At 37.2% G+C, this 18,457-nt stretch carries 16 protein-coding genes; 14 read left to right on the top strand and 2 right to left on the bottom strand.

The genetic code is table 11. The features are described from left to right. The first annotated feature begins 73 nt into the window (after nt 1-73). From rodA to GNT69_RS11405, 10 genes are all read left to right on the top strand, one after another. Nucleotides 74-1,234: a rod shape-determining protein RodA gene (rodA, locus tag GNT69_RS11450; RefSeq protein ID WP_203555450.1), complete on the top strand. Its 1,161-nt coding sequence runs from the start codon at nt 74-76 to the stop codon at nt 1,232-1,234. Nucleotides 1,235-1,243: 9 nt separating this feature from the next. Next, on the top strand, nt 1,244-2,344 hold the full coding sequence (gene ftsW, locus GNT69_RS11445) for a putative lipid II flippase FtsW (protein WP_203555113.1): 1,101 nt from the start codon (nt 1,244-1,246) through the stop codon (nt 2,342-2,344). A gap of 155 nt (nt 2,345-2,499) precedes the next feature. Then, nucleotides 2,500-4,185: a transglutaminase domain-containing protein gene (locus GNT69_RS11440; protein WP_203555112.1), complete on the top strand. Its 1,686-nt coding sequence runs from the start codon at nt 2,500-2,502 to the stop codon at nt 4,183-4,185. A 213-nt stretch (nt 4,186-4,398) separates the two neighbouring features. Further along, entirely contained in the window at nt 4,399-5,124 is a 726-nt protein-coding gene (locus GNT69_RS11435; RefSeq protein WP_203555111.1) for a hypothetical protein, read from the top strand. A gap of 38 nt (nt 5,125-5,162) precedes the next feature. Further along, complete coding sequence (locus GNT69_RS11430; RefSeq protein ID WP_203555110.1) at nt 5,163-6,770, top strand: glycosyl hydrolase family 18 protein; 1,608 nt, start codon at nt 5,163-5,165, stop codon at nt 6,768-6,770. Nucleotides 6,771-6,800: 30 nt separating this feature from the next. Then, complete coding sequence (locus GNT69_RS11425; protein WP_203555109.1) at nt 6,801-8,777, top strand: LysM peptidoglycan-binding domain-containing protein; 1,977 nt, start codon at nt 6,801-6,803, stop codon at nt 8,775-8,777. A gap of 239 nt (nt 8,778-9,016) precedes the next feature. Next, a complete protein-coding gene (locus GNT69_RS11420) occupies nt 9,017-9,961 on the top strand; it encodes a metal ABC transporter solute-binding protein, Zn/Mn family (RefSeq protein WP_203555108.1) in 945 nt (314 codons plus the stop codon). Continuing rightward, a complete protein-coding gene (locus GNT69_RS11415; protein WP_203555107.1) occupies nt 9,962-10,720 on the top strand; it encodes a metal ABC transporter ATP-binding protein in 759 nt (252 codons plus the stop codon). Next, on the top strand, nt 10,695-11,618 hold the full coding sequence (locus GNT69_RS11410) for an iron chelate uptake ABC transporter family permease subunit (protein WP_203555106.1): 924 nt from the start codon (nt 10,695-10,697) through the stop codon (nt 11,616-11,618). Before GNT69_RS11415 ends, GNT69_RS11410 begins: the two co-directional genes overlap by 26 nt. Beyond that, nucleotides 11,615-12,484, top strand: coding sequence for a metal ABC transporter permease (locus GNT69_RS11405; protein ID WP_203555105.1), 870 nt, complete (start codon nt 11,615-11,617; stop codon nt 12,482-12,484). The genes GNT69_RS11410 and GNT69_RS11405 overlap by 4 nt, the downstream gene beginning before the upstream one ends. Nucleotides 12,485-12,588: 104 nt before the next feature. Here GNT69_RS11405 and GNT69_RS11400 read toward each other — a convergent pair whose 3' ends face one another. Both GNT69_RS11400 and GNT69_RS11395 read right to left on the bottom strand, forming a co-directional pair. Further along, nucleotides 12,589-13,083 (bottom strand): L,D-transpeptidase family protein, encoded by a 495-nt coding sequence (locus GNT69_RS11400; protein WP_203555104.1) that lies wholly within the window; start codon nt 13,081-13,083, stop codon nt 12,589-12,591. Nucleotides 13,084-13,347: 264 nt separating this feature from the next. Then, a complete protein-coding gene (locus tag GNT69_RS11395) occupies nt 13,348-14,220 on the bottom strand; it encodes a LysR family transcriptional regulator (RefSeq protein ID WP_203555103.1) in 873 nt (290 codons plus the stop codon). Between the two features lie 327 nt (nt 14,221-14,547). On the opposite strand from GNT69_RS11395, the gene GNT69_RS11390 reads away from it, so the two are divergent. The 4 genes from GNT69_RS11390 (at nt 14,548) to GNT69_RS11375 (ending at nt 18,394) form a co-directional block, all read left to right on the top strand. After that, nucleotides 14,548-15,708 (top strand): acyl-CoA dehydrogenase family protein, encoded by a 1,161-nt coding sequence (locus tag GNT69_RS11390; RefSeq protein ID WP_203555102.1) that lies wholly within the window; start codon nt 14,548-14,550, stop codon nt 15,706-15,708. 141 nt (nt 15,709-15,849) lie between these two features. Further along, the gene (locus GNT69_RS11385; protein WP_203555101.1) at nt 15,850-16,377 is read left to right on the top strand and encodes an adenine nucleotide alpha hydrolase family protein; all 528 of its coding nucleotides are present in this window, start codon (nt 15,850-15,852) and stop codon (nt 16,375-16,377) included. Nucleotides 16,378-16,513: 136 nt separating this feature from the next. After that, nucleotides 16,514-17,290 (top strand): type I 3-dehydroquinate dehydratase, encoded by a 777-nt coding sequence (aroD, locus tag GNT69_RS11380; RefSeq protein WP_203555100.1) that lies wholly within the window; start codon nt 16,514-16,516, stop codon nt 17,288-17,290. Between the two features lie 225 nt (nt 17,291-17,515). Beyond that, nucleotides 17,516-18,394: a shikimate dehydrogenase gene (locus GNT69_RS11375; protein WP_203555099.1), complete on the top strand. Its 879-nt coding sequence runs from the start codon at nt 17,516-17,518 to the stop codon at nt 18,392-18,394. The last annotated feature ends 63 nt before the right edge of the window (nt 18,395-18,457 follow it).

Genomic DNA, 18,457 nt, shown 5'->3' with positions numbered 1-18,457 from the left:
GTCCTTACGAAAGACGAACCATTTGAACGTAGCGACAAGAATGAGCAAAAAGAGAATGGTTATAGGTGGAATGATGAAACGAAATGAAACACAAGTTGATTATCCTTTAATACTTATATTAATGGCGTTGTTTTTTTTCAGTCTATTTGTTGTATATAGTGCTTCTGGGCAGTATCAGACAGATGATTCGTTGTATTTTGTAAAGCGACAAGTGATTTGGTATATCATCGGTTTTACCGTTATGGCAATTGTAGCGTATTTCGATTATGAATTGCTTGAAAAATGGGCATTGCCATTGTATCTTGTCGGAATCGGATTATTAATTCTTGTCCATTTTTTTGGGACGTTTAAAAACGGTTCGCAAAGATGGATTAGTTTTGGATTATTTGAACTTCAGCCATCCGAATTTGTAAAAGTATTTTTGGTTCTCTTGCTATCTGTATTTCTAAATAAGCTAGGAGAAAGAAACTTATCATTTATTGAAAGCATTCCGATTACGCTTAAGATGGTCGTTTTTACGATGATACCGTTTTTTTTGATTCTTGTTCAACCTGATTTAGGCTCGGCTTTAGTAATCGGTGCGGTATTAATCACTTTAATGGTCGTTTCTAATATCTCTTATAAAATGATTCTTTTAATAATCTCTAGTGCCGCGGGGTTATTGGCATTTTTAGTTTATTTACACAATCATTTTTTTGATATCTTTATTAAAATTATTAAGCCCCACCAATTAGAAAGAATATATGGGTGGCTAAGTCCGGAAAGTTTTGCTTCAAGTTATGGATATCAATTGACGCAGTCTCTCTTAGGAATAGGATCTGGTCAAATGACAGGTTGGGGATTTAATCAAGGGCATCAAGTACAAAGTGGAAGGATACCAGAAGTTCATACCGACTTTATCTTTGCTGTTATTGGGGAAGAATTTGGGTTTGTCGGTGCTTCAATTTTAATTAGTTTATATTTTCTTTTAATCTATCGAATGATCATCATCGCTTTACGAGCGAACACATTGTTTGGCGTTTACATTATAGCTGGAGCGATTGGATTGATCTCGTTTCAAGTCTTCCAAAACATTGCGATGACGATTGGCCTAATGCCAATTACAGGTCTTGCGCTTCCGTTTATTAGTTATGGTGGAAGTGCACTTCTTACGAATATGATCGCAATTGGATTAGTGTTGAGTGTGAATATTCGCTCGAAAAATTATATGTTTAGTAATCATCAAACCGTCTAGGGTGATTCCGTGCTGTTGAGATACCTTAAGAAATTCGATTATTTATTAATTCTTGCGATTTTCCTCCTTTGTTTTTTAGGTTTAGTTATGGTTTATAGTGCGAGCTACCCATTAGGGGTCATTCAGTATGGAAATGACCGTTATTTTATTGATAAGCAGCTGACATCTTTTAGCATTGGCCTTGTGTTTTTTACTATAGCTGCATTTTTTCCTCATCAAATCTATGCGAAGCTTAGCCCAATCATTGTGCTAATTTCAATCTTCTTATTAATCATTGTTTTAATTCCTGGAATTGGTGTTGAGCGGAATTTTTCGCAGAGATGGATTCAACTTGGCTCCTTTATGTTTCAACCTTCTGAGGCAGTAAAGCTTGGAATGATCATATACTTTGCCGCAATATATGCTAAAAAACAAGAATATATCAATCATTTTGCGAAGGGGGTATTGCCCCCGCTACTTATTTTAGGTTTCGTTTTTTTATTGATTTTAAAGCAGCCAGATTTAGGTACAGCTACATCCATCCTTTTAGCTTGTGGTGTGATTCTACTATGTTCTGGGGCAAGGTTGATTCACCTTATCTCTTTAGGGATGATTGCCATTTCTGGAATCCTTTATTTCGCTTTTAGTGAAAGTTATCGGTTAAAAAGACTGATGTCCTTTCTTAATCCTTTTGATGATCCTTCAGGGGAGGGGTATCAATTAATTAACTCGTATCAGGCTATTGCATCTGGCGGGCTACAAGGGAATGGACTAGGAAATAGTGCGCAAAAGTTCGGGTATCTTCCTGAGGCACATACGGACTTTATTATGGCAATAACTTTAGAGGAGCTCGGGATTTTAGGGTTACTTCTCATTATGTTTTTATATTTTTTAATTATGTATCGTGGTTTCCGGATATCACTCAAATTAAAAGACGCATTTTCTAAATTATTAGCGATTGGATTGACTTTTCAAATAATGATTCAAGTGTTTTTTAATTTAGGTGCTGTATCGGGGATCCTTCCAATTACAGGGATCACTTTACCATTGGTAAGTTATGGGGGGTCATCGTTGATCCTTATGATGTATTCGACCGGGATATTGGTTCGATTATCAGCTAGTATTAAGTAAATGGAGTAGCAGTGATTCCCTTTTGGGAGTTACTGCTTTTTTCTTCCCGCATTTATTGTTTTTGGTTTTAAATCTTGTTTATCTAATGTATTTTATCTATGATTAAATGGAAATATTTTGTATCTATCATCCTATTAATTTGGAAGGAGGAAATCATGATCATAAAGCAGCGTTATTTGTTTTGCATTTGTTTTCTATTTATAATCGTTTTTTTATCAGCTTGTAGTGAAAGCAGTCTTAGTGATTCAAAGGAAGTAGTCGATGAATTTGAAAGATTAGCAAATGATAAGAATGAAGAATTGGAGCTGGAACCGCTTGAGCTGACATCCTATAGTGAAGAAATCGGGGTTAGACTATATGAACCTGTTTACAAAAAATTTGCTGTAAATGGGAAGGTGAAAGTGGAAGGTGAAATTGGAAAATTTACAGAGTTAAAGTCTGAGTATGTTTGGATTAAAATTTATTCCTTTGCAGAAAGTCCAGCTGGCAAAGAGCATCAATATTACGTCCCTATTAATGAAGGGAAATTTGAGCAGGTCATTCATTTTCACAATGGTGCAGGAGAATATAAAATAACGATTCAGCTTCCAAGCAAAGATCGCGAAAACTATTATTACGACACTGCTTCCTTCGAAGTTATAAATGTGAATCCGGAAATACAAAGGGACGTTACTTATACACCGTTTGGCCAAGCTGCAGAGCTTTCGATTGAGACGAACTCAAGCTATGTCAAAGAAAATGAGCTATTCTCGCTTAAGGGCAGAGCAGCAAACTTAACTGATGATGAAACGCTCTTGATTACCCTGAAAAAAGATTCAGAAACATGGAAGCATGTGCTTCCGATTAAAAATAATGTGTTTGAGTATGAGATTCCATTATTTTATGGGAAGGGATTGCACAAGCTCGAGATTATGGTTCCCGATGATAAACGCAACAACTATTATCAACTTGCAACAACGATCTTTATCGAAAACGAATCTAGCCGGTCGATGAAACCGGTTGAATTTTCCGAGATGTATTTATCACGTGGCGTCACGCTAGATTTCCCCATATATGGTGGTGATATTGCGGAAACAACCTATCAAATTAGCGGATCAATTGATCCAAATGCAGAGTTTGCCCCAGAAACAACACACGTATATGTGACGGCGAAAAAAGGAGAAGACGAAGCATTGGATGTGATTCCTGTCGAAAATTTTTCTTTTGATGATCATTTTTATTTGCGATTTGGTTCTGGCACGTATGAAATTACTGTAAGTGTTCCTGAAATTAAAGAAAAAAACAGTGATTATTTTCGATATTTTAGTTTTGCTCAATTTGAAGTGGAATCAACTGCTGCCGAAGATCTACGAGATCTATTACCATCTCGGGGCGTACAATCGGATGCACCAGAAATCATTGAATTGGCTAGCCAAATAACAAATGGCATGACGAATGATCGTGAAAAAACAAAAGCAATTTATGAATATGTAGCCAAAAATGTTTCATATGATGTCCAGAAATATAAAAATGATGAATTTGAATGGGATGATAGTGCTTTAAAAACATTGGAGCTTAAATCAGGTGTTTGCCAAGATTATGCTTATTTAACACTTGCGCTATTACGCGCAAGTGGAATTGAAGCTAGGTTTGTAGAAGGCATAGCAGGTGGCGGGATTTTCCCGGGGAGACATGCGTGGGTTGAGGCGAAAGTTGACGGCAGTTGGTTAACGATGGATCCGACCTGGGGGTCGGGATATATTCAAAATGAACAGTTTGTAGCAGCGTTCAATGAGGATTATTTTGATCCTGATATGGGTGAATTTAATAAAACTCATAAACGGACGGGTGTTGCCTACTGAGGATGCATACAGCGGAAGGAATTTAAACGAAAGGCATAGCTAGCAGTACAAGAATTATTTAGAAATTTATCCAATTAATTACAATTTATTAAGCAGTGCTTATGGTAACAATAAACGACATCCGATGAAAAGGATGTCGTTATTTTTTGTTGAAAATTTTAAATTGTAAAATTCGTATTTGTTATTTTTTATTGAAGGAATGGAGGGATTAGTTTGAAGCGTCCAATCTATCATGCTTTGATAATTTTTCTTTTGTTAATAGCCGGATGCAATCAGACATTTCAAGGACAGAGGTCTGAAGAAAATACGAGGGAATCCAGAATAAATATTTTGGAGAATAAACCTGAAACAGAACAGCCTAAAGAGGACCTAGAGCCAATGGAAGAAGAAAACATTCAGCCGAAAGACGAAGCCCATCCACCAGCTTATGGAGTCCCGCAACAAGAGCCAGCTGAACAGCCAGAAGGGAATGAATCTTCTAATACGGAACTTGAAACAGAACAACGGGAGAGTGATTTTAAACTCCCTTTTCATGACTTTAAGGCGCGTTGGAATGCAATTTCAAATGAACAGGGAGCCAATTTAGAAATTGGTTCACTTGAAAAAGTAAACTCAGAGGATGGCAGCTATTATCGGAGCTTTTTCAATCAGTCTCTCGAATTGCGTGTTTTTGTGACAAATAATTATGTGGAAAAATTGCAGTTACTAAATTCAAGTCAAACCAATCTTTTAGCGATGTTAGCTGGTTGGAGTCAAATTATCTATATGTTCAATTTAGATGCTCAGCCTCATCAAATTGAAGAGTTATTTACTGAACTAGGGATTGGCCCTAATTTGGATTTAAACGAGGTGGAAGATCAAACAATTGAGCATGAAGGAATTCGCTATACAGTTAAACGTGTACAACCAGGCTATCTCTTTGAAGCCTCAGGAGAATAGTTAATGAATGAAAGGGTGGCCGAGATGAAAAATGTGTCATGTGGATTATCCTTGCTACCGTTTTGCTTTGGAAAAGTACGAGCCCTACTTTCGCACAGTCAAAATTGTTTAATATGTCATACATTTTCTTCGGGAGCCCAAATAGTTATATTAATCAAGTGAATGCAACGAAGGGAAGTTTGGATGTTGTTTCGCCAAGTTATTTTGATATTACAAAAGATGGACAATTGAGTATTACGTGGACATTGCAAACCTCTTTTATTAATGAAATGCATAAACGAGGCAAAAAGGTTGTCCCTTTCTTAGCAAATCATTGGGATGCAACTGCAGGAATAAATGGTTTGAATAATCGCCAAAAGTTAGCAAATGACATTGCTGCTGCGATTGAAAAGTATAACCTAGATGGGGTAAATGTTGATATCGAAGGTGTTGGTTCCGCCTATAAAGATGCTCATACGGATTTGATTCGGTTGTTGAGGCAAGCAGTTCCTAAGCATAAAGAAGTGTCTGTTGCTGTTGCTGCAAATCCAAATGGATGGAAAACAGGGTGGCATGGATTTTATGATTATAAAGGGATTTCAAATCATGCGGATTACTTAATGATTATGGCTTATGACGAAAGCTGGGAGTCGCCCGATAGTCCAATTGGACCTGTCGCAAGTATGTCTTTTTCAGAACGGTCGATTCAATATGCCATTAATCAAGGCGTACCGAAAGATAAAATTGTCTATGGCCTCCCGTTTTACGGAAGGATGTGGAAATTGGATGGACCAACATTAGAAAATCGTTCCATAAATGGAATGGGCTTATCGAGTACGAGGGTCAATCCTTTAGTAACAACTTTTAATGGGAAAATTGAATTTGATGAGAAAACACAATCTTCTTATGCGACTTTTACGATTCCTAAAGGTCAATCTTATTTTATCGGAAATACGAAATTAACGGAGGGACAATATGTCATTTGGTATGAAAATGAACGTTCGATTAAAGCGAAATTACGTTTGCCAATGAAATATGGAATTAAAGGAACAGGATCTTGGGCTCTTTTTCATGAAACTCCTGATACATGGGATTATTACTCATTATGGCTAAACGGAAGGTATTTTGTTGATGTCACGACAGGATCTTGGTCTGAACCGAGTATTCACTTAGTTTCACAAAGAGGCTGGATGCATGGTACGACGAACACCACTTTTTCTCCAACAACGACCTTAACAAGGGCGCAAGGAGCAGTAATCCTTGTAAGAGCAATGGGGAAGGAACATTTAACCCCTAAAGAGTATCATTTTGCTGATTTACGTAATCATTGGGCAAGAAAAGAAATTGAAGTTGCAAGAGAACTAGGTTATTTACACGGGAAAAAACCAGATCGGTTTGATCCAGGAGCCCCCCTAACGAGAGAACAGCTAGCAAAAATTTTGCATAATATTTTTGAATACCCAATTAATAAACAGGAGCAAAGTCCATTTCCTGATCTGCCAGTTAATCATTGGTCCTATGAGCCTGTAGTAGCGATTTATCAACAAGGTCATCTTGGTGGCTTCAAAGACGGAACCTTTCGTCCACGTAATAGTTCAACACGGGCTGAAATGGCCGCATTAATGGAGAGGATGTCTGGAGATATAGATGGAAAACGAAATCAATGATTGGGTGCAAGTAGATAGGAGTGAATGGAAGTGCAAAATCATAAACTTGAAATGATTAATCAAAACGGAGAATTTGCTCTTGTTCTTTATATAGATAATCAAACAGAATTTGCGAACGAACTGGGAACAGTTGAAGCTAAGAGCAATTCTATTAAGGAAACAGCAAAAAATATCATTAGCCGTAGTTACCCAAAACTGAAAATTACAATGGTAAAAGTTGTGTTAGGGGGGCTAGTAATCGCTTCTTATCAGCTTATAGAGACGCCGACTTCTGCTGCAGCCCAGTTACCTACTAATGGAAGCCATCAAAATGGTCCATCATCGAGCTCGATTTATCATTATGTAAATTCGGGTGAAACGTTATGGATTTTATCAAGACAGTTCAATACAACTGTTCAAGATATTAAGCGTGCGAACAATCTTACCTCAGATGTTTTAAATATAAACCAACGAATGGTTATCCCTAAAGCATTTCATACGGTAAAGCAAGGAGATTATTTAAGTGTCCTTGCAAGAGACTATGGAACAACCGTTTCGGCAATACGGGAAGCCAACCAGTTACAAAGCGATGCAGTACGCCTAGGCCAAACGCTTGTAATACCAATGAGTTTTAATTTAACACAACAATCGGTAGGAGTTGTTCAGCAGCAAGATTCTACTAAACAGCAGACGGTAACTAGAACCTATACGGTCGTATCAGGGGATAGTCTCTCGGTGATTGCCCAACGATTAGGAGTAACGACACAGTCATTGCGAGAAGCCAATCAACTAACAACAGATGTAATAAGGGTAGGGCAAGTGTTGACGATTCCGGGAACGAACGCGACACCAGCTCCAACACCAACTCAATCAACAGCGGAACGAACCTATACGGTCGTATCAGGAGATAGCCTCTCGGTGATTGCCCAACGGTTTGGAGTATCGACACAGTCATTGCGAGAAGCCAATCAATTAACAACAGATGTAATAAGGGTAGGGCAAGTGTTAACGATTCCGGGAACGACAGTGACACCAGTTCCAACACCGACGCCAACTTCGTCGCAATCGACAGTCGAACGAACCTATACGGTCGTATCAGGGGATAGTCTCTCGGTGATTGCCCAACGGTTTGGAGTAACAACCGAGTCATTACGAAAGGAGAACCATTTAACAACAGATGTAATTAGGATAGGTCAGGTGTTGACGATTCCTGGAAATATTCAAGGAGCAGCAACAACTCCAGAAGTTAAAGAGGCCGAAAGAAAAACATTTACGTATCGAGTTGTTTCAGGTGACAGTCTTTCGGTCATCGCAGCAAAATTTGGAGTTTCGGCTGACGCAATTAGAAGTGCCAATCAGTTAAAAACAGATACATTACAAATTGGCCAAACATTAACCATTCAAAACGGATTAAATGCTCCTACAAATATAGCTCAAAATAGTATTTCTTATAGGACACACATCGTTGTTTCAGGTGATAATATTTGGGATTTAAGTGTTCGCTATGGAATCCCGCAAAGTGAATTATTAAGAGCAAATAACTTAACAACATCAAGCGCCTTATCAATTGGTCAAAGGCTGACTATTCCAGTTCATAATATTGCGGTTAAGGAGACAGTTACTGCTAAACATGGGGAATTATTAGATTGGTGGACAGAAGCTCAGTATGTTTTTCCAATCGGAAAAACGGCAAAAGTAACAGATTTCTTAACAGGGAAGAGTTTTTATATAAAAAGAACGATTGGAGCAAATCATGCGGATAGTGAAACTATTTCAGTAAATGACACAAACATAGCTAAGGCAATTTGGGGTGGTTTTTCGTGGACGCCTAGAGCAGTGATTGTTGAGGTTGATGACCGTAAATTAGCAGCAAGCATGAGTTTTATGCCGCATGAACGTCAATATATCATGAATAACGGAATTACTGGCCATTTTGACGTCTATTTTAGTAAAAGTACACGTCATGTGGACGGACGAGCAGACAGTGGCCATCAAGCACAAGTAGAACGAGCCGCAGGGTTGCGGTAAAGGACTAAGGAATACTTAGTCCTTTTTTATTTTGTAGTATTTACCACTTTAAGTTATCACAAAATTTATAATTTATGAATAATACAGATATTACTTGACAAATTTAGCTTTAGGAATTAAATTTTCCTTAGGGAAACTTTTTAAGATAAATCTAAAAGTTTGTCCTGACTAAAAGAATATCCCTTTGTTAGTTATTTGTTGTCTTTGTGCAAAAAAATATATATATATAAGGAGGAGTTATGAAGAAATTCGTTGTTAGTGTATCTTTACTGATGTTAATGGTGTTGGTTGGTTGTACGAAAGAGACCATTGGAGAGGGAAATGAATCTGTTAATGAACAAGAAAGCATACGTATTGTTACGACGATAGCACAGATTAGCGATCCAATTTCAGAGATTGGTGGTGACCGGGTTGAAGTAACTAGTTTAATGGGACCAGGGATAGATCCACATCTATATCAGGCAACACAAGGTGATATTCGAGCACTACAACAGGCGGACATCATTTTTTATAATGGATTACATCTCGAGGGGAATATGGGAGAAATTTTCGCCAATATGAGTGATTCCAAAATGACCTTTGCATTAGGGGAAGTGGTGAATGAAGATCAATTACTTCTTGATGAAGAAGGAGCTATTGATCCACATATATGGTTTGATATTTCCCTTTGGAAGGAGGCATTAAATGGAGCGGTTGAGCAGTTGAAGGAATACTCTCCAAAAGATGCTGACTACTTTGAACAAAATAAACTGGCATATTTTACGAAACTTGATGAATTACAATCCTATTCAGTTAATAAAATTGGTGAAATACAAGAATCTAAACGAATTTTAGTTACAGCACATGATGCTTTTGGTTATTTTGGCCGCATGAATGACATAGAAGTGGTTGGACTTCAAGGGTTGAGTACAGAAGATGAAATTGGAATTTCTGATATTCAATCTACTGTTGATTTACTGATAGAAAGGCAAATACCTGCTGTTTTTATTGAAAGTAGCATTAGTGACCAATCAATTAAATCTGTAATCGAAGGTGCTGCCGCTGCAGGACTTGAGGTCTCTTTAGGAGGAGAATTATTTTCTGACGCAATGGGGGAGTATGGAACAGAAGAAGGGACCTATTTAGGGATGTATCGCCATAATGTAGATACAATTTATAAGGCTCTTATTGGAGGGAACGAATAAATGGATGTGCTTCAAGTAGAGCAACTATGTGCAGCTTACAGAAAAAATATTGTTCTCTCTGATGTGAATTTTACCGTGAAACAAGGTTCGCTTACAGGGATCGTTGGTCCAAATGGTGCTGGTAAATCGACTTTAATTAAAACTATGCTTGATTTACATCCGCGAATCAAGGGGGAAGTTACATTTTTTGGGTCAACGATAAAAAAAGAGAAAACTAGAATTGGTTATGTTCCCCAGCGTGGCTCGGTGGATTGGGATTTTCCGACAAATGCATTAGATGTTGTAATGATGGGGCTTTATGGACAGATTGGCTGGTTAAAATGGCCATCCAAAAAGCATATGAAAACAGCATTAGAAGCTCTTGAAAAAGTAGGCATGGTTGATTATGCATCACGTCAAATAAGTCAGCTTTCAGGGGGACAGCAGCAACGAGTCTTTTTGGCAAGAGCTCTTATACAAAATGCTGATTTGTACTTTTTAGATGAGCCATTAGCTGGAGTAGATGCTGCAACTGAGCGAGCAATTATGACAATCCTTAATGAGTTAAAAAATGAGGGGAAAACTATCATGATTGTTCATCATGATCTGCAAACAGTGGAAGATTATTTTGACCATGTACTTTTTTTAAATAAAACGGTTATTGCCCATGGAAAAACAGAAGCGGTATTTACTCCAAATTATATTTCCCATGCATATGGCGGAGCCGTTCAGTGGATGAAGGGAGACATGGTTCGTGCTAAACATCTTGCAGAGCAGTAATTTTCAATGGGTTTTAGTAAGTGTAGTCCTTCTAGGCATGGCAGCTGGTTTAATCGGTTGCCTTGCTTATTGGAAACGTCAAAGCTTAATGAGTGATGCGATTTCCCATGCCGCTCTTCCTGGAGTGGTACTCTCATTTATGATTTTTCAGGAAAAGAACTTACTTTTGTTAATTATTGGAGCAGGTATTAGTGGGTTAGTTGGTGCACTTCTTATTCAGATGATTAAATCAATGACAAGAATTAGTGAAGATACAGCAATGGGCTTAATATTGGCTGTTTTTTTTGGTGGAGGCATTATGCTCCTAACGATGGTGAATCGTAGTGGGAGTGGAAACCAGGCAGGTCTTGATCAATTCATCTTTGGTCAAGCGGCATCTATGGTTCGACAGGATGTTCTCGTTATGTCAACTCTCGCTATTTTTGTGATTCTTGTTATCTTTATTGGATTTAAAGAATGGAAGCTATATTTATTTGACCCTAGTTTTGCTAAAGGAATAGGACTTTCTTTAAAATCTATGAATATCCTCTACTTAATTCTTTTAGTGTTGACGATTGTTATTGGAATCCAAGCAGTTGGTGTCATTCTTATGTCCGCTTTGTTAATCATTCCCCCTGTGAGTGCGAGGTATTGGACACATTCTTTTAAAGTCATGATGTGGTTATCAGCCTTGTTTGGTGCAAGTGCTGGTGCCATTGGTACTTTAATTAGTGCTTTTGGGTCAGGATGGCCAACAGGCCCTTTCATTGTTGTAGCTTCCTCAGTTTTATTCCTTGTTTCCCTATTATTTGGAGTTAAAAAGGGGATTGTTATTGAATATATAATGTTGCGAAAGCAAAAGAAAAAAGTGGACCAGGACTGGAATCCCCCTTTCCCCGTAAAGGAGATGGACCGATGAGTTATACAGCATGGATATTAATAACAGCTAGTCTTGTAGGGTTGACATGTGGTTTAATTGGTGTATTTTTAATTCTTAGGAAAATGGCAATGATGGCAGATGCAATTAGTCATACGGTTCTATTAGGAATTGTAGTTGCCTATCTCGTCACTCAAAGCCTAAGTGGTATTCATATGCTTATTGGAGCGGTATTAGCCGGATTATTAACTACGTTTCTTGTACAGTGGTTCCATTCACGCGGTGTACAGGAAGATGCAGCAATAGGAGTGGTGTTTACAACCCTTTTTGCAATAGGTGTAATTCTGATTGCTACAAAGGTAGGGAACGCCCATCTTGATGTCCAACATGCACTAATGGGTGAAATTGCTTTTATTCCGTGGAATGTAATAAGTCTCCCTTTGATCGGTGAAGTCCCACGTGCAACATTGATGTTATTTATCGTATTTATTATTGTGGTCGTGGCACTCATTGCCTTTTATAAAGAATGGAAGCTGACTTCGTTTGATCCTGCACTGGCAGCAAGTATTGGGATACCTGTAATGTTCATGCATTACTTATTTATGCTTCTTGTTTCCATTACAACAGTTGCTTCGTTCGATGCAGTTGGTGCAATTATGGTCGTGGCGATGCTTATCGCTCCTGCGGCTTCTGCATATCTTTGGACGGACCGCCTCTCAATTATGATCATGATAAGTGGTTTACTCGGAGTCCTATCTGCGATTGGAGGTTATTACTTGGCTGTTTGGCTAGATACATCAATCTCAGGTTCAATGGCATTTGCAACAGGAATAACGTTTGTGATTAGCTTTTTATTTTCACCTAAGCATGGAATCCTATGGAAAATGAGAAAAGTTGGGACGGGTTGATAAACTGTCCCAACTTCATTTGTGTAAACTAATTTACCGTGTTTCTTCTATTATATTATTATGAAGTATTTAATCGTTGTATGGTAGAATCGTTTCACTTGAAGTCAAGGCCGGATAGACACATGTGTACCAATTGGAACAATTCTAGCTAATTCCTCTACATCATGATTGAACATACGTATACACCCTCTTGAAACGGCTTTGCCTATTGAGCTGGGATCATCTGTTCCGTGAATTCCATAGTGCTGCTTTGATAAACTCATCCACATTGTACCGTAGGGTCCTCCTGGGTTAGGGGCTTTATTAATAATAATAAAATCTCCAACGGGAGTACCGTGGAGAATTCTCCCAACGGCAATTGGGTATTGCTTCTCTAGAACCCCATTTTTAAACAATCGGAGCAAACGATTATTAATTGACACTTCTATTTTATATGGAATTGTATGAGTTGGTGGAAAGCCAGGGATGATGATTGTTTGACCAGGATAAATGACATCCGGATTAATACCAGGATTTGCACGAATAATTACTGATATTGGAGTTCTATAATCACGAGCAATTTGACCCAGTGTTTCACCGGGCTTCACCGTATGATTCAACGGAAGCACCTCCTTATAATTGTATGTTTATCTTATGAATAAGACAGGAAAGGAGATGACAAATCTTTTTAAATCCTATTTTTTCTTAGATTTTTGTGATCGTTTATAAAGCTTGAAGAATATAGATATGATGGAACCCCTTTAGAAAAGTAAACGGTATTGGCTAGTGAACTCCATACCGTTTCTTCATTAGGGTCATAATGTAGATGAAAAGTATACTTTTCAAAATGAGAGATTATACTATAGGAAGTTTTACGTATCTGTCTAATTATTTAGGACAAACTCTTTAAACTTATTTACAGGCGGTGGTATATATTTATTTTCACAATAGCTTAAATAAATATACCGTTCATACACCGGTTTTTTTATTTTAATCGCTTTTACGGGATAGCGATCAAGCCCGAATATATTAGGAATAATTGCAATCCCTAAATTCGCGGCCACAAAACCACAAACGGTCGTATCATCAGCCAATTGATAAGAAATTTTTGGTTCGATATTTATACTATTGAAAAGCTCGTCAAGAATCGGACGAATACCACTCGTTTTATCATAATAAATAAAAGGATATTGAGCTGCTTCAATTAAATCAATTTCTTGACGGTTCGCTAAAGGGTGATCAAGAGAGGTAATCAAGTATAATTCTTGTTTTAAAATAGGGATAGAAGTAATTCCCTCATCAGCAACATTTGAAGTGAATGCAATATCTATTTTGTTCTCTTTAAACTCCTTTTTTATTTCTTCAGTTGTACCTTGCTCCAAAACAAAATTAATCCGTTCATTCCCTTCTATCTGTAAAAAACGATTAATCATTTGAGGAATAAATTCTTGTGCTAAAGAGTGTAAAAAGGCGAGATGAATAACCCCTTTGTTAGGATCGACCATCATTTGTAGATCCTCTTTTGTTTTATCTAAACTAGAAAGAATCGGAGAAACTTTGTCATAAAGAAATTGACCATAATGATTTATTTTAATGTTTCTACCATGTTTATTGAAAAGACAAACTTCAAGTTCTTTTTCTAATTCTTTAATTGAGTGAGTAAGACTAGGTTGTGTAATCGACAAGAGTTTGGCAGCCTTTGTATAATGCTCTGTTTCAGCCAAAACACAAAAATAGTGAAGTTGGTTGATATTCATGTTCGGTACCTCCTCCATAGAAAAATCAATCTTAACTAAAATTTTATGTTTTGATGAACCTTCTGTCTATAATCTCTATCGATTGTTCATAAAGAGTACAAACGATGACCCAAAATCAAATTGTTAATTTTTTGTTCATTTACACATTGGAAAAATTATGATAAACACGCTGATTCATAGTTTTAAACTATAATTTTAATAAAAATTTCTCATTAGACAGAAAGGAACGGCCCGATGCATAATGAGATTGTAATTGATTTCACAAAAACTGAAATTTAAAATCTAGTAGGTTTTTGAAACTTCAAAAACAATCAAGGAGGAAAATAAATGGATTTCCAATTATCAAAAACCCATAAACTGTTGCAACAAATGCTTCGACAGTTTGCTGAAAAAGAATTGCAACCGATTGCTAAAGAACTAGATGAACAGGAACGATATCCATATGAAACAATAGAGAAGTTTTATGATAATGGATTTATGAGTTTTCATTTACCTGCAGAACAAGGCGGTTCAGGTGGAGATACTTTTGGCTATGCTCTTACAATGGAAGAATTTTCACGCATCGATACGCCAACCGCAGGGATATTATCAGGACATAATGAAGCAGCTGTTCGCACCATCCATGAATGGGGAACAGAGGAACAAAAGGAAAAATATTTACCACAGCTTACTGGTAAAACGGCTCGCCGCATGGGTGGTTTTTCTCTAACAGAACCAACTGCAGGCTCTGATACAAATGGATTGCAAACAAGAGCCGTTTTGGATGGTGACCACTACGTTGTAAACGGTACCAAATGTTTCGTGACAAATGGTGGCGTGGCAGAAATCTTTATTCTTATGGCTGTTACAGATCCAACAGTTAGAGGTGGAAAAGGAAAGTCTGCTTTCATCTTAGATAGAAATTCTCCAGGAGTAACTGTAGGTAAAAAAGAAAAAATGATGGGCTTTGGTGCAGCTTCAATTTGTGAATTAATTTTAGATAATGTTAAAATCCCTAAAGAAAATCTACTAGGAAATGAAGGAGACGGTCTAAAAGTTGCCTTAGGTGGATTAGAGGGTGGAAGGATTATTGTAGCTGCCGAAGGCCTTGGGAATGCTCAAGGGATGTTGGATGAAACAAAAAAATACATCAATAGTACGAAACTAGATGGAAAGTTGCTTGCTCAATATCAACATGTTCAATTTAAATTTGCAGAAATGCAAACACAAGTTGATGCAGCAAGATTGGTGGTTTATCAAGCTGCTTCAATGCTTGATGCAGGAATCCCTTGTAATCTTGAAGCTTCACAAGCGAAGTACTTCGCAACTAAAGTAGCAAATGACATCGCAAAAGATTGTGTGCAACTATTAGGACAATTTGGTTATACAAATAAGTATAATGTCGAACGTTTCATGAGAGATGCTAAATTAACTGAAATTTATGAAGGCACAAACGAAATTCAAAAAATCGTCATTTCTAGAGGTATGGGATTAAAAGTAAGAGGTTAATAGAATAATAGAATGACTGAAACAAACTTACAAACAAGATAGTTCTCTACTCCAATTAAACATCATTTAATATGCGTAGCCCCACTACACTGTTTATTTGATCGATAAAATTGGGTAGATTCATGGAAAGGAAGATAACTAATGAACATCGTTGTTTTTATAAATCCACAACAAGAGATAAATGAATATTGGAATGCTGTAATAACAAATATGAGTGAAGATGATAAAGCAGGAATTGAATTCGCACTACAATTGAAAGAAAAAAATGGTGGCAATGTAACAGCTGTTGCAATTGGAACGGAGGAGGCAGATCTAGCACTTAGAGAGGCATTTGCAATGGGCGTTGATCATGCAGCACTTTTGCAAGATGATGATCCATCCACAGAAATGACAGAAAAAATTGAAGCCGCTTTAGTAAGAGTGGGTGGAGATGTATTTGTTTCTGGCCGTCAAGATGATGAAATGAAAAGAGTAGCTGAACGATTAGGTACTGCCCAGAGCGTATGTACAGAACTTGAGTTAGAAAATTTTTCGGGGCAAAATCGAGCTTTTGTGTATGTCACGGCATCTGTGTACCCGCCTAGGCATATGAATGTTGGCGGTATTTTCTCTGCTTACAAAAGAGAAATTGAAGTTCTTCCAGCTCTTGAAAAAGTAGCGGCAATTTAAAAGGTAGTACCCCACTGCTCATATCAATGAAGGAAAAAAACTTTAACTGATCATTTGGTGTTTCTGCTAGTAAGTGGAAATGTCATAATGATTTTATATAAATGCCTCAACTAAATTATTTAAAAGGGTGAAAATAATGACAGGATTGGTAGAAAAAACATTAAAAATTAAAGATGTAACAATAGGTGAAGGGATTCCTAAAATTATTGTTCCTTTAGTAGGCACTACGGATGAAGAGATTCTACAAGAAGCAGCGTTGGTAAAGGAACTTCGACCAGATGTTGTAGAGTGGCGTGTAGATATTTATGAAAGTGTTGAAGATTTAGTGGCAGTGAAGGGTTTACTTGCTAAGCTAAGAGCAGTTTTTAGTGATGAACTATTATTATTTACTTTCCGCAGCCATAAAGAAGGTGGAAACAAAGAAATAAGTGATGAATTTTATGTTGAGTTAAATCAAACAGCCATTCGCACGAAAAATATTGATTTAGTAGATGTTGAGTTATTCAATGAAGAAAAACATGTAAGAGCGATTCTTGATCTTGCAAAAGAAAATGGGATTTTTGTCATTATGTCTAACCATGATTTCTTTAAAACACCTGCGAAAGAAGAAATTGTTTCTCGCTTGCGTAAAATGCAAGAATATGGAGCTGATATTCCAAAAATTGCTGTTATGCCAACATCAGTAGAGGATGTAATTACCCTTATTGATGCTACGAATACTATGAAGACACAATATGCTGATCGTCCAATCATCACCATGTCAATGGGAGGTACAGGTGTTATCAGCCGTTTAGCTGGCGAAGTTTTTGGCTCTGCATTCACATTTGGAGCTGGGAGAGAAGCATCAGCACCTGGTCAAATCCCTGTAACCGCATTAAGAACCGTATTAGAATTGCTACACAAAAGTATGTAATTCAGGGAACTTCAATTAATCAATTTCACAAAAAAGATTAGGATAACTGGTTATGGTGAAATTCTAAAAATAATTAAAGATATATTTGTGAAAAATAAATGAGGGTTCTAAAAAGTTTCGGATATTATGTGAACGAATTCACAGCTTTGACATACTTTGTGCAATCATACACATTATAATGGTTGCTATAGTTATAATTATGCTTATTTATTAGGAGGAAGTAAAATGGCAGATCAAGGACGTATTGACGGAAGAACACAATTAATCGGATTACTGGCAACACCTATTGGACATTCACTATCACCTGCAATGCATAACATGTCTTTTCGAAAATTAGGGCTTAACTATGCATATATGGCTTTTGAAGTAGGGAATGAGCAATTAGAAGATGTATTAACAGGATTACGTGCGCTGAATGTACGTGGCTGGAACGTTTCAATGCCGAATAAAACGAAGATTTTACCTTTTTTAGATGAATTAACTCCAGCTGCTCAATTTGCAGGTGCGGTGAATACAGTTGTAAATGAAGATGGCAAGCTAGTTGGCCATATTACAGACGGAACAGGATATGTTCGTGGTTTACAAGAAAGCGGAGTTGATATTAAAGGAAAGAAAATAACACTAATGGGTGCTGGCGGAGCAGCAACAGCAATTGCCATTCAATGCGCAATCGATGGGGCGGCCGAAATTTACATTTTCAACCGTGATGATGAGTTTTATGATCGTGCTGTCAAAAACGTTGATATTATTAATAATGAAATCAAAGACATTACTTGTAATGCAACATTAAATCGTCTTGAAGACTTAGATCAATTAAAAGCATCTATCGCAAATAGTGACATTCTTATCAATGGTACTGGTGTCGGAATGAAGCCGTATGAAGAAGAAAACTTGGTTGCGGATGCATCATGGCTTCGTCCAGAATTGATCGTTTCAGATGTTGTTTATATTCCACGGAAAACAAAATTACTTGAAATGGCTGAATCAGTTGGTTGTAAAACGGTAAATGGTTTAGGTATGATGCTTTGGCAAGGGGCAAAAGCTTTTGAACTTTGGACAGGGCAAGAAATGCCAGTTGATCATGTTAAGGAACAAATGTTTTAAATAGAAGTAATTTAATTATCTCGGAGGGGGCTGAGTCTCCCTCACTACTTTAATGTTAAGAGA

The sequence above is a fragment of the Bacillus sp. B15-48 genome, assembly GCF_016879755.1.
Lineage (GTDB): Bacteria > Bacillota > Bacilli > Bacillales > Cytobacillaceae > Mesobacillus_B.
This window is presented reverse-complemented; position numbering and strand designations above follow the sequence as displayed.